The sequence below is a fragment of the Kitasatospora albolonga genome, from assembly GCF_039535905.1.
GTDB classification, from domain to species: Bacteria; Actinomycetota; Actinomycetes; order Streptomycetales; family Streptomycetaceae; genus Kitasatospora; species Kitasatospora albolonga.
This window is the reverse complement of the sequence record NZ_BAAAYB010000138.1, coordinates 1-14,367: the sequence shown is the minus strand read 5'-3', so window position 1 is coordinate 14,367 and position 14,367 is coordinate 1. Positions and strand designations below refer to the sequence as shown.

Genomic DNA, 14,367 nt, shown 5'->3' with positions numbered 1-14,367 from the left:
TGGCAACGGTCACAGTACGACCGGATCATGACCGGAGCTCGTCTAGGGTGTCCGGGGTGAACAGCGGAAACCGGCACGACGGACACCTCGCGGACCAGACCCCGGCCGCAGTGGACCCGGCCGACCAGTGGGTGCTCGACCCGGCCACCGGGGAGTTCCGGCTGGACCTGGACGCCGCACCGGCCCCCGCCCAGGCCACCGTGCCCCGCCCGCGGGCCGCCCGGGCTCCCGCAGCCCGGCCCGGAGCCGCCGCACCGCCGGCCGGCCGACGGGCCTCGCGCCGCCACACGGGCGGCGGCGGTCGCCGACGCGCCGTCAAGTGGACCGCCGGGGTGGCCGCACTGGTCCTGGTGGCGGGCTGCGGCGGGGCGCTGTACGCCTACCAGCGCCTGAACGGCAACATCTCCTCGGTGAACGTCCAGGTCGGCCCGGACTCCGAGCGCCCGCAGGCCGCCGCCGGGGCGATGAACATCCTGGTGATCGGCACCGACAGCCGCAAGGGCCTGGGCCGCGAGTACGGCGACGAGGGCAGCCCCGGCCACGCCGACACCACCCTGCTGATGCACGTGGCCAAGGACCGCAGCAACGCGACGGTGATGAGCATCCCGCGCGACCTGATGGTCACCATCCCGGAGTGCGAGACGGACGGGAAGAAGATCCCGGGCACCGCCAGGACGCTGTTCAACGAGAGCCTGGGGCAGGAGGGCCGTGACCCGGGCTGCACCTGGCGGACCGTCGAGAAGATGACCGGCATCCGGATCGACCACTTCCTGATGGTGAACTTCGAGGCGGTGAAGACCCTCTCCACCGCCGTCGGCGGGGTGGAGGTCTGCGTGGCCAAGGACATCAACGACACCGGCTCGCACCTGAAGCTGACCAAGGGCCGGCACGTGGTGCAGGGCGAGGACGCGCTCGCCTTCGTCCGCACCCGGCACGCCGTCGGCCAGGGCAGCGACCTGTCCCGGATCGAGCTCCAGCAGCAGTTCCTCAGCTCGATGATCCGCAAGATGAAGAGCGGCGACACCCTGACCAGCCCGACCAAGCTGTTCAACCTGGCCGACGCCGCCACCAAGGCGCTCACCGTGGACGCGGGCCTGAAGAGCGTGGACAAGCTCAAGGACCTGGCGCTGGACCTCTCCAAGGTGGACACCAAGCACATCACCTTCGCCACCGTGCCGGTGCTGGACGACCCGAAGAACAAGGGCCGGGTCATCCTGAACGAGAAGCCCGCCGAGCAGCTGTTCGCGATGGTCGCGGCCGACCGTTCGCTGACCGAGGTGGCGGCCGCGGCCGCGGCGCCCTCCGCCGAACCGTCCCCGGCCCAGGCCTCGGCCCCGCCGGCCGCCACGGTGGACGCGGCCGCCGTCCGGGTCACCGTGCGGAACGGCTCCGGCACCCCCGGCCAGGCCACCAAGGCCGTCACCGCCCTGAAGGGGAAGGGCTTCGCCCAGGCCGGCACCGGCAAGGACACCGCCGCCGCCGCGACCACCACGGTCTCCTACCCCAAGGGCCGGGCCGAGCAGGGCGCCGCCCTGGCCGCCGCGCTCGGGCTGCCCGCCGAGGCCGCCAAGGAGAGCACCGCGATCGCCGCCGGGGAGCCGCTGCTGCTGGTGCTCGGCAAGGACTTCACCGAGCTCGGCAAGCCCGCCGCGCCGGTGCCGACCGAGGCGCCCAAGGACCTCCAGCGGGTGCAGGCGGACGACGCCGACGTGTGCGCGAAATAGGCGGAGATGGTCAAACTCACAGTCATACGATCGTTCTGACTGTGTAACAGATCCGCGATCGACGTGGTGGCGTCGGGTAGGTTCCGAACAGGTGGCCTACGGGGGGCTGCTCACGACGAGTGGTGGTGCTACCGATGACGAACGTCCGGACACGGCCGTCCGAAGGGCGCGCCGCCTCCCGGCAGGCCGCCGAGCAGCGGCGGGGCGGACGGCGCGTGCTGCGGTGGCTGGCCCTCGGCCTGGCCTTCCTGCTGCTGGCCGCCTGTGGCGGCGGCTACTGGTACTACCAGCACCTGAACGGCAACTTCGACTCCGGCGAGCGGAACCTCAGCGACGCCTCCGGCGCCAGGACGGCCCCCAACGCGGCCGGCCAGACGCCGATCAACATCCTGATGATCGGCACCGACAACCGCGGCTCGGCCAAGAACATCGCCCTCGGCGGCTCGGCCGACGACGCCGGGCGGCCCGGCCTGGCCGACGTCCAGATGCTGCTGCACGTCTCCGCCGACCGCTCCAACGCCTCGCTGATATCCATACCCCGCGACACCCTGGTGACCATCCCGGCCTGCCGCAGCGAGGACGGGAAGACCACCAAGCCCTCGGTCCGCAGGACGATGATCAACGAGGCGCTGGCCCGCGGCGGCCCCGGCTGCCTGCTCGGGACCTGGCAGGCCATCACCGGCCTGTACATCGACCACTACATGATGATCGACTTCGCCGGCGTGGTGGACATGGCCGACGCGGTCGGCGGCGTGCCGGTCTGCGTCAACATGAACCTCTACGACCGCTACCGCAAGGGGCACGGCGGCACCGACCTCAAGCTCGCCAAGGGCACCCACCGGATCCAGGGCGAGCAGGCGCTGCAGTGGCTGCGCACCCGCGACGCCTGGGGCGACGACATCGGCCGGACCAAGGCCCAGCACCTGTACCTCTCGTCGATGGTCCGGGAGCTGAAGTCCAAGGGGACGCTCACCGACCCGGGCGCGCTGCTGAAGCTGGCCGAGACCGCCTCGAAGTCGATCAGCCTCGACAAGGACCTGGCGGACGTCAAGGCGCTGCTCGACCTCGGCACCGACCTGCGCAAGGTGCCGACCGAGCGGATCACCACCCTCACCGTGCCGACCGTGACGGCCACCAGCGACGAGAACCGGCTGGAGCTCAAGGAGCAGGACACCCGGCAGATCTGGGACATGCTGCTGGCCGACCGTCCGCTGGACGACAAGGGCCCGGCCCCGAACTCCTCCCCCACCCCGTCACCGACCCCCTCCCCGTCGGCGGGCACCGTGGCGCCGTCGACCGTGCCGGTCACCGTGCAGAACTCCTCCGGGGTGGAGCGCCGGGCCGGCGACGTCAGGGCGGCGCTGGTCGCCAAGGGCTTCACCAAGGCCTCGACCACGGCCAACGGGACGGCCCGCAAGACCACCCAGCTCGAGTACCCGCCCCAGCAGTCGGCCGAGGCCCAGGCGGTCGCCGCCGCCCTCGGGCTGCCCCGCACCGCCCTGCACGAGGGCACCGCCAAGAGCGAGCTGCTGCTCTCCGTCGGCGCCGACTGGCCGAGCGGCACCGCCTTCCCGGTGACCGCCCCGCCGACCCAGCTCCCCAAGTCGGCCGAGGCCGTCACCGCCGACAACGACAAGAACTGCATGGACGTCAACCCGCAGGGCGGGCTCTACACCTTCTGAGCCCCGCCCTCGGCGTCCTCGCGCAGCACGCCGTCGCTCTCGGTGTAGCGCTCGCCGGTGCGGGGGCACAGCCAGCTGCCGGGGGCGGTCTCGGTGAGCGGCTCGCCGGCCCGGCCGACCCACTTGAGGCGGCGGGCCGGGACGCCGGCCACCAGGGCGAAGTCGGGGACGTCCCGGTGCACCACGGCGCCCGCCGCGACCAGGGCCCAGCGGCCGACGGTGACGCCGGGCGTGATCACCGCGCGGGCGCCGATCGAGCTGCCCTGACGGAGCGTCACGCCCTGCGCGTGCCAGTCGTCCCCGCGCTTGAGCTTGCCGTCCGGATCCACCGAGCGCGGGTACACGTCGTTGGTGAGCACCGCCGCCGGGCCGACGAAGACGCCGTCCTCCAGGACGGCGGGCTCGTAGACCAGGGCGTGGTTCTGCAGCTTCACCCGGTCCCCGATCACCACGCCGGGGCCGACGTACGCGCCGCGCCCGATGATGCACTCCGACCCGATCACCGCGTCCTCGCGGACCTGGGCCAGGTGCCAGACCGTACTGCCCTCGCCGATCCGCGCCCGCTCGTCGACGTCGGCGCTCTCCACCACTCGCACTGGGTTCCCCATGGCGCCGAACATAGCGTCACGGGGCCCCTGCCGGTGGCCGGTTGGAGGTGACCGGCATCATCCGGCCGGGGCGAACGGGTGCATGAACGTTTCGGCGAGCGGGCCCGCGTACGGCGTACCCGCCCGGCGCGTCCTGCTTCCGTGCTCCCGCGGCGCGCCTACCATCCGAGGGTGCCGCCGACTGCCGCCCGTCACGGGACCGACCCCCAGCGCACCCCACCGGTGCGCCGCCGGTGGGGCCGGTGGCTGGCGGGCGCCGTCTCGCTCGCCGTGCTGGCCACCGCCTGCGGCGGCCGGACCCTGCTGGCCGGGGTCGGGGACGCGATCGGCCGGGTGGACGCCTTCGGCTCCGCCGGGGACCGGCCGCCCGACGACGGGGTGACCACCTTCCTGGTGGCCGGCACCGACGACCGGGAGGGGATCCCGGCCGACACCCTGAAGGGGGTGCTGCACGCCGGCGGCGAGTCCTGCCACTGCACGGACACCCTGATGATCGTCCAGCTGGCCGCGCACGGCGGCCGGGCCAGCGTGGTCTCCGTCCCGCGCGACTCCTACGTGGTGATCCCCGCCCACCGCGACCTGGCCACCGGCCGGGAGGTCCCCGAGGGCCACGGCAAGGTCAACGCCGCCTACGGGATGGGCGGCCCCGCCCTCACCGTCCGCACCGTGGAGCGCAACACCGGCCTGCGGATCGACCACTACCTCCAGGTCGACTTCCTCTCCTTCGTCTCCACCGTGGACGCCCTCGGCGGGGTCGAGGTCTGCACCGCCAAGCCCCTGAAGGACCAGTACTCCGGACTGGACCTGCCCGCCGGGACGACCCGGCTGGACGGGGCCGGCGCGCTCAGGTACGTCCGGGCGAGGCACGTGGACGGCAGCTCCGACCTGGGCCGGATGCAGCGTCAGCAGAAGTTCCTGGCCCAGCTGTTGCGGCAGGCCACCGCGAGCGGGACGCTGCTCAACCCGGTGAAGCTCTCCCGGGTGACGGAGACGGTGCTGCGGTCGGTCAAGGCCGACCAGGACCTGTCCAGCGCGGACCTGGTGGCGCTGGCCACCCAGCTCAAGGACCTCTCGCCGGCCACGGCGGACTTCGCCACGGTGCCGCTCAAGGACGTCAACCACCAGGTGGAGGGCTGGGGTTCGACGGTGCTGTGGGATCCGGCGGGAGCGAAGGCGCTGTTCGACGCCGTCCGGAACGGGCAGCCGCTGACCGAGCGCTCCGCCCCTCCCCCGGCCGCGGCGCCGGTCGCTCCCGGGGCGGTGCCGCCGGGGCAGATCCGGATCCAGGTGCTCAACGGGGCCGGGACGGCGGGGCTCGGCGCGCGGGTGGACGGGGACCTACGGAAGGCCGGCTTCGCGACGACGGGGGCTCCGTCGAACGCCGGTGGGGGGAGCGCGGCGCGGACGGTGGTGCGGTACGACCCCCGGTGGGACGAGTCGGTGAAGACGCTGGCCGCCGCCCTGCCGTACGCCGAGCTGGTGCAGGCCCCGGGGCTGGGCGCCACCATGCAGGTGATCGCCGGGACCGACTACACCGGCGCCCTCCCGGCCCAGACCTCTCCGTCCCCCACCACCGCCCCGTCGGCACCCGCTCCGGCCGTATCGGCCAACACGGGCACGGACATCAGCTGCCCCTGAGGTTGGTGGCTACGCCTCCGGGGGCGCGGGGCCCTGCGCGCGGGGGAACGGCAGCACGTGCAACTGGCTCGCCTGCCCTGGTCCAGCGCCGGTCCGCCTTCCGATTCGCGCAGTTCCCCGCGCCCCCGAAGCATCACCACGTTCCTCAAGTGAGCCAGACGGTGACCGTGGTGACCAGGTACGCCGTCAGGGAGAGGCGGTTGACCAGGAGTTCGGGGAAGTGGTCGGGGGTGTCGGTGGTGGGGCGGGCGGTGGGTTCGCGGGCGGCGCGGGTGACGGCGGTGGCGAGGGCCTGGGGGTCGTAGTCGCCGAGGCCGAGCCATTCGACGGCGCGGTGGCCGATCCGGAGTTCCTGGTCGTCGCTGGTGCGGACCGTGACGCGGCCGTTCGCCGCGGTCGCCGCGGTGATCTCCGGCCAGGCGGTCCGACGCCTCGTCAGGCCGGTGCTGGTCACCAGGGCGTCGCGGTCGAAGCGGGCCTGCCAGCCGAGGGCGGCCACCACGGCGGGGATGGTGGAGCCGCCGAGGAGCAGCGGTTGGAGCAGGCCCGTCCACCAGCCGTCGGCGGAGCGGGAGACCACCACCGCGCCGAGGACCAGGGCGGCGGCCGGGCCGACCGCCAGCCGGAGGCGGGCGGGCATGCCCTGGTCGTCGGTCGGGCGCGGGGCGGTGGGTCTCGGGCGGCGGAGCACCTTCACCTGCGGGGTGCAGACCACGGCGATCCAGTCGAGTTCGAGGACGCCCTCCCGGTCGTCGTGGTGGCTCCAGCGGCGTACCAGGACGGGGGCGGACGCGCCGTCAGGCCCCTGGTAGAGCAGGGCGGTCCGCAGTCCGGGCGGGCGGTCCTCCTCGCCCTCCCAGTGGAGCGGGAAGTCTCCGAGCGGCACCCAGGCGGTGCCGTTCCAGCCGAGGTACTGCCGGGTGGAGAGCCGCCAGAGCGGGCCGCCGCCCTCGGGGCCGACCACCTCCTCGTCGCCGTCCGGGTGGTGCACCACCCGCAGGGCGGGGGCGCCGGGGGCGGCGAGGTCGCGGATCAGGCGGACGCTGCGGGCCGAGGAGCCGAGCACGACCAGGCCGACGCTGCCGAGCAGCGTCGCCGCCATCAGCCAGACGGTGGGGTCGTAGGCGTCGCCGGCCGGGCGGACCCAGCCGTCGCGGTCGGCCAGCAGCGGGAGGGTGTCGCCCGGCTTCGGGTACGCGTCCCCAGTACACCTCCACCCCGGCGGTGCGGGGCCGGTCGTCCCCGGGCAGCCGGTACTCGACCTCCGTGTCGCCGAGCTCGTCCGAGGAGAGCACCCGGCCGGGGACGGTCTCGGCCCGGGCGGCCCGGGCGTCGCTCTCCTCCTGCCGCTCCAGGCCGGTCAGCACCGAGACGGCGGCAAGCCCGAGCAGCAGGCCGCCGAGGACCAGCCGGACGACGGGCCTGGGCGGGGCGGGGGCCGGGGCACCCGCCAGGGTCCAGGGGTAGGGCTGCTGACCGCCCATCAGGTCGGCCAGCCGCTGCCGGGCGGCCCGGCGGCCCGCGCCGGCCCGGGCCAGCACCACCAGCAGAGCGGCCTGGGCGGCCAGCGCGGTCCAGCGGCTCACCTGGTCGGGCAGGCCGTCCGGGACGTACCAGATCAACGGCAGCAGGGCGGCCGGGATCAGCACCAGCCCGCGCGGCCGGGCCAGCAGGGCGACGGCCTCGGCCAGCAGGGCGGCGGCGATCGCCCCCTCCGCCCAGCTCTGCCCGCACGGGTGGGCCGGGCCGCAGAGCAGCGGCGTCCGGGCGGCCTGACCCATCGCCACCACGCAGACCAGCAACGGCACCGCGCACAGCCACCGGCTGTCCCACCGCTGCGCGGTGCGGGCCGCCAGCCACCGCTCGGCGAGGTCGTCGGTCAGGGGCGGCGGTGCGGCGGGGAGCGGCGGAGCGGGATGGAACATGCGCCCGATGGTCCCATCCGCCCTCCCGGGGCCCGTCCACCGGGTACGGCGCAGGGCCCCGCCGTGGTGGCGGGGCCCTGCGGGGTCGGTCGGCTACTTGGCCTGGGAGGCGGTGATGTCCTTGGCGCCGAGGGCGCCGCCGGGGATCTCGCTCCAGTTGGAGACGGCGTTGGTGTTCAGGGTGAAGTCGGCACCGTAGGCGCGGCCCTGGGCCAGGCCGTAGAAGTGCACGGTCTTGCCGTCGGGGGTGGTGGTGGCGGCGACGTTGTCGATCGCGGAGCCCGGGCGCTGGGTCCAGGAGGCGTCGAAGTGGCCCTGGTCGAAGTTGCCGTACTGGGTGTGGAAGGAGCCGCCGTAACCGGCGACGGCGAGGATCACGTTGTTCCCGGTCTGGGTGGCCGCGATGTCGCGGACGTCGGTGGCGCCACCGGGGATCTCGGACCAGTTCGCGGTCGAGTTGGTGTTCAGCGTGAAGTCCGAGCCGAAGACCCGCCCGCCGGCCACACCGTAGAAGCGCACGGTTTCGGCGTCCGCCGAGGCGACCGAGGTGATGTTGGTCAGGCCGGAACCCTCTCGCTTCACCCAGTTGGGGTCGAAGTGGCCCTTGTCGTAGTTGCCGAACTGGGTGAAGAACGAACCGTCACCACCGGCGATGCCCAGGATCACGTTGGTCCCGCTGTTCGTGGCGGTCAGGTCACGCACACCCGTCGCACCACCCGGGATCTCGGCCCAGTTGGTCCAGGAGTTGCCCGGGTTCAGGTCCCGGCCGTACACCCGGCCGTCGGCCACCGCGTAGAAGTGCGTCACGTCCCCGACCGTCACCGAGGTCACCTTCGACAGCGAAGCACCGCCCACATCGGTCCAGTTCGGGTTGAACCGGCCCGCCGCGTAGTTCCCGTACTGGTTGTAGAACGAACCCTGCGCGCCCACGATCCCGAGCTGAACGTTCACCGGCGAGGACACCGACGGAGTGGTCGGGGTCGAGTCGTTGCCACCGATCGGAGAGACGAAGCCGCTGATCCTCTGGGAGCCGCGGTAGCCACCCACGGTGGAGGTGTAGGGGGCGGACTCCCGGACCGAGGAGTAGGACGGCCCCTTGCCCCCACTACCCTCGTTGCCGCCGATGGTGGTGATGGTCCCGTTGCCCACGGAGACGACGATCGCGACGTGGTCGTCGGCCGTGGTCCCACCGGCGTTGAAGAGGACGGCGTCTCCGACGTGCGGGGTGGACTGCAGGCCCGCGCCGTAGTCGGCGAAGCTGATGGCCCCCGGCGTCAGACCGTCGACGTTGACGCCGTTCCGGGCCCAGACCCACTTGGCGAAGTCGGCGCACCACGCCTCCGGCGAACCGTTGTTTCCGTTGCAGCTGGAGTAGTAGCCGGTGCCATTGGCGCTGTTGGTGCTGCAGGCGCCCTTTCCGAGGTTGGCACGGGCCGTGTCGACGATGCTCGAACCGACCGAAGCGGAGGCGTTCGGGGCGCCGAGGAACATCACCGCCGGGACGGCGGAGAGCAGGGCGAGCGAGGTGGTCAGGGCACGCTGGACGGGCTTCGAGGACATGGCTGTGCTCCGCTCCGGGAGGAAGAGACGTGACGGTGGTGTGGTCACGCGGACGGCTGCCCTGCAGGCGCAGCGGTCGGCGTGGTTGACGTACCGTCAGCGAGGTTCTCCCCGTACCGGTTTGCGGGTTCGTCCTGCTGACAACGACAAGCATCGTCGCTGGTCAGCGGCGTCGGAAGGGGTTCCGTCGGGACGGAAGCGGCCCCGGACGGATGCGTCCAGGGCCGGGCCGCCGGGCCGCCTCAGGGCTGGGGGACGCGGGGGGCCGGGGTGCGCAGGCCGATGCGGCGGGCGGGGGCTCCGGCCCAGATCTCGTTGGGGCCGGTGGAGGTGGTGAGGACGGCGTTGGCGCCGACGATGGTGCCCGCGCCGACGGTGAGCACGCCGCGCTTGCAGACGATCTTCGCGCCGGCGCAGACCATCACGCCGTCCTCCAGCACCACCCGCTCCATCGCGCTGCGCTCCTGCGGCACCCACGGGTCGGCCCGGCCGATGGTGACGCCGTTGTAGAGCGTGACGTCGGCGCCGAGGGTGGTGTACGGGTGCAGCACGGTGCCGAAGCCCCGGTGGTAGACCTTCAGTCCGGGGCCGATCTCGACGGGGGCGGGGACCTCGACGCCGTAGAGCGCGAGGGCCTCCTGGACCAGGCGGCCGAAGAGCCGGCTGCGACGGTGGGCGATGAGGGTGGTCACCAGTGACATGCAGCCCATTGTGGACCCGTGATGACGGAGTGTGAGCCGAGGCGCGGTCAGGAGTTCGGAACCGGCCGGTCGTTCTGGATCGCCTCGAACAGGCGCTTGGAGGCCTGCGGGGCCCAGAGGATCGAGGAGCCGGCCGGGGTCTGGTAGTTCTGCTCGGCGATCGGGACGGTGAGGGCGGTGCCGCCGGAGCCGGAGACCTGGTCCATCTGCCGGGCGAACCGGGCCAGGGTCCAGAGCGAGGAGTCCTGGTCCACCGTCAGGGCGCCCAGGGTGGCACTGAGGAACGGGTAGAGGACGAAGGGGTTCAGCAGGGTGGCCGGGCTGAGCACCTCGGAGGCCAGGGCCTTGAGGAAGGCCTGCTGGTTGCCGATCCGGCTGAGGTCGGAGTCGGGCAGCGAGTAGCGGGTGCGGACCAGGGCCAGGGCCTGGGTGCCGTTCAGGTTCTGGCAGCCCGCCGGGAGGTCGGCCCCCGACTTGGCGTCCTTCACCGGCTTGTCCAGGCACATCTCGACCCCGCCCAGGGAGTCCACCACGTCCACGATGCCGGTGAAGCCGACCTCCACGTAGTGGTCGATCCGGATGCCGGTGTTCGACTCGACGGTGCGCACCAGCAGGGCCGGGCCGCCGAGGGCGAAGGCCGCGTTGATCTTGTTCTTGCCGTGTCCGGGGATCGCGACGTAGCTGTCGCGCGGGATGCTCATCAGCACCGGGCCGTTGTCGCCCTGGTGCAGCACCATGACGGTGTCGGTGTTGGTGCCGGAGTCGCCGCCGACGTGCAGCTCGCGCTGCTGCTGGGGCGTCAGGCCGGCCCGGCTGTCCGAGCCGACCAGCAGCCAGTTGGTGCCGGGGCCGTCAGCCGGGCGGCCGTCCCAGTCGGTGACGGCGTCCACGTGGCGCAGCTTGCCGTCGGCCCAGAGGTACGTCCCGAGCGCGGTGCCGACCAGGGCGAGCAGCAGCAGGCCGACCGTCCACCGGATGACGCGCCACCAGTTCCGCCTGCCACCACTGCCGTTGCCGCCCATCCCCCGAGTGTGTCGCGCCGGGCGCGCGGGCCCGGCGCGACACCCGGGGGCTACTTGAACTCGGGGACCTTGGCGTCGTTCTTGAAGGCCTCGAAGAGCTGCTTCGACTTGGCGTCGTCCCACTTCACCGCGGACTCACCGGTCTTGGTCCGGAAGTCCGGGTTGGAGATCGGCACGGTGATCGACCGGCCGTCGCCACCGGTCACCGCGCGCATGGCGAGGAAGAGCGAGCCGATGTCGCCGAGGCCGGCGTCCTCGTCCACGATCAGGGTGCCCAGGCCCGCGCTGACCATCGGGTAGAAGGTGAACGGGTTGAGCACGGTGCCGGGCGAGGCGGCCTGGTGGGCCAGTGCGGCCAGGAACTTCTGCTGGTTGCGCATCCGGCCCAGGTCCTGGTCGGCCATCTGGTGGCGCTGGCGGACGAAAGCCAGCGCCTGACTGCCGGTCAGGGTCTGGGTGCCGGCCTTGAGGTCGAGACCGGAGTCGCGGTCCTTGATGTCCTTGTCGATCTTCATCTCGACGCCGCCGACCGCGTCCACCAGGCCGACGAACCCGGCGAAGCCGATCTCGGCGTAGTGGTCGATCCGCAGGCCGGTGTTGGCCTCCACGGTCTGCACCAGCAGACGGCCGCCGCCGCCGTTGAAGGCCGCGTTGATCTTCGAGGTGGTGGCCGGGACGGTCTTGCCGTTGCCGTTGGTGTTGGGGTGCTCGGGGATGTTGACCCAGGAGTCGCGCGGGATGCTCATCAGGGTGTTCCCGTTGTCCCCGATGTGCAGCAGCATCATCGAGTCGCTGCGCTTGCCGACCGCCGAGCCGGTGTGCAGCGAGTCCTCCTGGGCGTCCGTGAGGCCCTGTCGGCTGTCGGAGCCGACGATCAGCCAGTTGGTGCCCTTGCCGGCCGGCGGGCGGGCCCCTTGTAGTCGGCCAGCACGTTCTCGTGGTTGAGCTTGGAGTCGGCCCAGAAGTAGGTGCCGGTCGCGGTCAGCAGGAGCGCGGCCAGGGTGGCGTAGACGCCCACCTTGATCTTGCGCTTGCGCGGCCAGGCGGAGTTCGACGGCCGAGGCGGTCTGGGCGCGCCGGGGGTGCCCGGCGGTATCGGGGCACCGGGGCCACCGGAGCCGCCGGGCTGGGCGGCGGGGACGTCCGGGGCGGGCGGGGTGAAGGCGGGGGCCGGGGCGCCGGGGCCGCGCGGGTTGAGCGAGGCCGGCAGCGGCGCGCGGTCGGCCTGCCGGGGCACGGGCTGGGGCGCCGGCCGGCTCTGGCCGGGCTTGAGCGGCTTCGGCGCGTTCGGGCCGCGCGGGTTCAGCCCCGCGGGGAGCGTCGGCTCCTCGGGTACGGGGCGCTCTCGCCCGGGGCGCCCCCGTTCTGGGCGCGGTACGGGTTCGGCTCGCCCTCGGAGCCGTAGCCGCCCGGCGAGCCGCCGTACCCGTTGCCGCCGCCCTGGCGGCCCTCCTGCCACGTGTTCATGGGGGGAAGGATGCCCGAAACCGCGGGCGCTCAGTACGGCGGGGGCACCCACGGGGCCCCTTGTATCCGTTTTGATGCACGCCGCGGACCGCCCCGGCGCATCGTCACCGACCGGACGGAACCTGCCCGCTGACCGGACCGACCTTGACCCCCTCGAAGGCCCGTGGTCCCATGAAACGCATGGAGCAGCAGAGGATTCTCACGCGGAGGCGGCACGTCGACCTGCTGCGCGTGGCCTGCTCCCTGTGTAGTGGCTGACCGCTCGCCACCGTCTGCACCCTTCTCCCGCGCACCGCCGCGCGCTCAGCCCTGCCGCTTCCACGCTTCCGAGGTGCCCCCATGGCCACTGTCCTGTCCGTCTCCGGCTCCCCGTCGCCGACCTCCCGCACCACCCGCCTGCTCCGCCACGTGGTGGACGCCCGGCTCGCCGAGCACGGCCACCGGGTGGTCGAACTGGACGCCCGCGCGCTGCCGGCCGCGGCACTGCTGTCCGCGGACTTCTCCGACCCCCAACTCATCGAGGCTGCACGGCTGTTCGCCGAGGCGGACGGCGTGGTGATAGGCACTCCGGTGTACAAGGCGGCCTACTCCGGGCTGCTCAAGGCACTGCTGGACGTGCTGCCGCAGCACGGCCTGGCCGGCAAGACCGTGCTCCCGCTGGCCACCGGCGGCTCCACCGCCCACGTGCTCGCGGTGGACTACGCCCTGCGGCCGGTGCTCTCCTCCATGGGGGCGGGCCACATCACCCAGGGCTGGTTCCTGCTGGACCGTCAGGTCGGGGCGGCGGCGGACGGCTCCACCGTGCTCGACCCGGAGGCCGCCGCCCAGCTCACCCCGGTGGTGGACGCCTTCGCAGCCGCGCTGGAGCGCCACCGGGTGCCCGCGCTGGCCTGCTGACCCTGACCCGGTGCCTCCCCCGGCAGGGTTTGCCCCATGAGGAGCGCCGGGCGGCGCGACGGGGCAAACCCTGCCGGGGGAGGCACCAGTCCCTGAGAAGGTGCCCGAAAACCCCTAGGGGAACCGGGGGGTAGCCCGTACATCGAGAGTTGGGCGGCTTCCTCCCGGCGGATGACGATCCGTTCGGGCGCCGCTCCTAACGTGGTTCTTACCTCGCCGGTCCGGCCGCTCCCAAGGCCCCGAGAGCGGGGCACACGGGTGGACCACGACCTAGGAGTATCCAGTGACGACGGCAGCGAACGCCGTGCAGGACCCGCAGCTCTCGGGCGGCAACGCCGCCATCGCCGCGGCAGCGCGGCAGGTGACCAAGGCGTACGGGGGACGGCGAGACCCGGGTCACCGCGCTCGACGCCGTCGACGTCGACATCCACCGGGGCCGGTTCACCGCCATCATGGGGCCCTCGGGCTCCGGCAAGTCGACCCTGATGCACTGCCTGGCCGGGCTGGACACCGTCTCCGAGGGACGGATCTGGATCGGCGACAGCGAGATCACCGGCCTGAAGGACAAGCACCTGACCCGGCTCCGCCGGGACAAGATCGGCTTCATCTTCCAGGCCTTCAACCTGCTCCCCACGCTCAACGCGCTGGAGAACATCACGCTGCCGATGGACATCGCCGGCCGCAAGCCCGACCAGGCCTGGCTGGACCAGGTGGTCTCCACCGTCGGCCTGGCCGACCGGCTCAAGCACCGCCCGACCCAGCTCTCCGGCGGCCAGCAGCAGCGCGTCGCGGTGGCCCGGGCCCTGGCCGCCCGTCCCGAGATCATCTTCGGCGACGAGCCCACCGGCAACCTCGACTCCCGCTCCGGCGCCGAGGTGCTCACCTTCCTCCGCCGCTCGGTGGACGAGCTCGGCCAGACCATCGTCATGGTGACCCACGACCCGGTCGCCGCCTCCTACGCGGACCGCGTCCTCTTCCTGGCCGACGGCCGGATCGTCGACGAGATGTACGCCCGACCGCCGACTCCGTCCTCGAGCGCATGCGCCGCTTCGACGGCAAGCGCACCAGCTGAGACGGGATCAGACTCCGATGCTGCTCAAGACCTCACTACGGAGCTTCTTCGCCCACAAGGGCCGGATGGCG

13 protein-coding genes and 1 pseudogene are annotated in these 14,367 nt (G+C 72.9%); 5 read left to right on the top strand and 9 right to left on the bottom strand.

From position 1 onward, the window contains the following. The first annotated feature begins 56 nt into the window (after positions 1 to 56). Together ABD946_RS33510 and ABD946_RS33505 are read left to right on the top strand one after the other, a co-directional pair. Positions 57 to 1,724, top strand: a complete 1,668-nt coding sequence (locus ABD946_RS33510) for an LCP family protein (protein WP_345284896.1) — start codon at positions 57 to 59, stop codon at positions 1,722 to 1,724. A 134-nt stretch (positions 1,725 to 1,858) separates the two neighbouring features. After that, positions 1,859 to 3,406, top strand: coding sequence for an LCP family protein (locus ABD946_RS33505; protein ID WP_345284899.1), 1,548 nt, complete (start codon positions 1,859 to 1,861; stop codon positions 3,404 to 3,406). On the opposite strand, the gene ABD946_RS33500 is transcribed toward ABD946_RS33505, so the two are convergent. Continuing rightward, the gene (locus ABD946_RS33500) at positions 3,394 to 4,014 is read right to left on the bottom strand and encodes an acyltransferase (protein ID WP_345284901.1); all 621 of its coding nucleotides are present in this window, start codon (positions 4,012 to 4,014) and stop codon (positions 3,394 to 3,396) included. The genes ABD946_RS33505 and ABD946_RS33500 overlap by 13 nt on opposite strands. Positions 4,015 to 4,185: 171 nt before the next feature. Between ABD946_RS33500 and ABD946_RS33495 the strand changes: the two genes are divergently transcribed. Beyond that, complete coding sequence (locus ABD946_RS33495; protein WP_345284903.1) at positions 4,186 to 5,652, top strand: LCP family protein; 1,467 nt, start codon at positions 4,186 to 4,188, stop codon at positions 5,650 to 5,652. A 145-nt stretch (positions 5,653 to 5,797) separates the two neighbouring features. Here the strand turns inward: ABD946_RS33495 and ABD946_RS33490 are convergent, their stop codons facing one another. The 8 genes from ABD946_RS33490 to ABD946_RS33455 form a co-directional block, all read right to left on the bottom strand. Next, positions 5,798 to 6,538: a hypothetical protein gene (locus tag ABD946_RS33490; RefSeq protein WP_345289432.1), complete on the bottom strand. Its 741-nt coding sequence runs from the start codon at positions 6,536 to 6,538 to the stop codon at positions 5,798 to 5,800. Next, positions 6,450 to 7,577 carry a hypothetical protein gene (locus tag ABD946_RS33485; protein WP_345289431.1) on the bottom strand — a complete coding sequence of 376 codons (1,128 nt, stop codon included), beginning with the start codon at positions 7,575 to 7,577 and terminating at the stop codon, positions 6,450 to 6,452. Before ABD946_RS33485 ends, ABD946_RS33490 begins: the two co-directional genes overlap by 89 nt. Positions 7,578 to 7,670: 93 nt before the next feature. Beyond that, positions 7,671 to 9,137, bottom strand: coding sequence for a CHAP domain-containing protein (locus ABD946_RS33480; protein WP_345284907.1), 1,467 nt, complete (start codon positions 9,135 to 9,137; stop codon positions 7,671 to 7,673). Positions 9,138 to 9,379: 242 nt separating this feature from the next. Then, entirely contained in the window at positions 9,380 to 9,838 is a 459-nt protein-coding gene (locus ABD946_RS33475; protein ID WP_345284909.1) for a hypothetical protein, read from the bottom strand. 47 nt (positions 9,839 to 9,885) lie between these two features. Further along, positions 9,886 to 10,860 (bottom strand): LCP family protein, encoded by a 975-nt coding sequence (locus ABD946_RS33470; protein ID WP_345284911.1) that lies wholly within the window; start codon positions 10,858 to 10,860, stop codon positions 9,886 to 9,888. Positions 10,861 to 10,910: 50 nt separating this feature from the next. Continuing rightward, positions 10,911 to 11,645, bottom strand: a complete 735-nt coding sequence (locus ABD946_RS33465) for an LCP family protein (protein ID WP_345289430.1) — start codon at positions 11,643 to 11,645, stop codon at positions 10,911 to 10,913. Positions 11,646 to 11,734: 89 nt separating this feature from the next. Next, the gene (locus tag ABD946_RS33460; RefSeq protein ID WP_345289429.1) at positions 11,735 to 12,097 is read right to left on the bottom strand and encodes a hypothetical protein; all 363 of its coding nucleotides are present in this window, start codon (positions 12,095 to 12,097) and stop codon (positions 11,735 to 11,737) included. Between the two features lie 65 nt (positions 12,098 to 12,162). Next, positions 12,163 to 12,327, bottom strand: a complete 165-nt coding sequence (locus tag ABD946_RS33455; RefSeq protein ID WP_345289428.1) for a hypothetical protein — start codon at positions 12,325 to 12,327, stop codon at positions 12,163 to 12,165. Between the two features lie 339 nt (positions 12,328 to 12,666). On the opposite strand from ABD946_RS33455, the gene ssuE reads away from it, so the two are divergent. Both ssuE and ABD946_RS33445 read left to right on the top strand, forming a co-directional pair. Then, the gene (gene ssuE, locus ABD946_RS33450) at positions 12,667 to 13,224 is read left to right on the top strand and encodes an NADPH-dependent FMN reductase (protein WP_345284915.1); all 558 of its coding nucleotides are present in this window, start codon (positions 12,667 to 12,669) and stop codon (positions 13,222 to 13,224) included. A gap of 340 nt (positions 13,225 to 13,564) precedes the next feature. Further along, positions 13,565 to 14,296, top strand: a pseudogene (locus ABD946_RS33445) (ABC transporter ATP-binding protein). Positions 14,297 to 14,367 lie beyond the last annotated feature (71 nt).

Bases quoted from the DNA above. Each gene is read 5' to 3' on its own strand.
- ABD946_RS33465 (WP_345289430.1), bottom strand. From the start codon at position 11,645: ATGATGCTGCTGCACATCGGGGACAACGGGAACACCCTGATGAGCATC.
- ABD946_RS33455 (WP_345289428.1), bottom strand. From the start codon at position 12,327: ATGAACACGTGGCAGGAGGGCCGCCAGGGCGGCGGCAACGGGTACGGC.
- ABD946_RS33500 (WP_345284901.1), bottom strand. From the start codon at position 4,014: ATGGGGAACCCAGTGCGAGTGGTGGAGAGCGCCGACGTCGACGAGCGG.
- ABD946_RS33485 (WP_345289431.1), bottom strand. From the start codon at position 7,577: ATGTTCCATCCCGCTCCGCCGCTCCCCGCCGCACCGCCGCCCCTGACC.
- ABD946_RS33480 (WP_345284907.1), bottom strand. From the start codon at position 9,137: ATGTCCTCGAAGCCCGTCCAGCGTGCCCTGACCACCTCGCTCGCCCTG.
- ABD946_RS33505 (WP_345284899.1), top strand. From the start codon at position 1,859: ATGACGAACGTCCGGACACGGCCGTCCGAAGGGCGCGCCGCCTCCCGG.
- ABD946_RS33475 (WP_345284909.1), bottom strand. From the start codon at position 9,838: ATGTCACTGGTGACCACCCTCATCGCCCACCGTCGCAGCCGGCTCTTC.
- ABD946_RS33470 (WP_345284911.1), bottom strand. From the start codon at position 10,860: ATGGGCGGCAACGGCAGTGGTGGCAGGCGGAACTGGTGGCGCGTCATC.
- ssuE (WP_345284915.1), top strand. From the start codon at position 12,667: ATGGCCACTGTCCTGTCCGTCTCCGGCTCCCCGTCGCCGACCTCCCGC.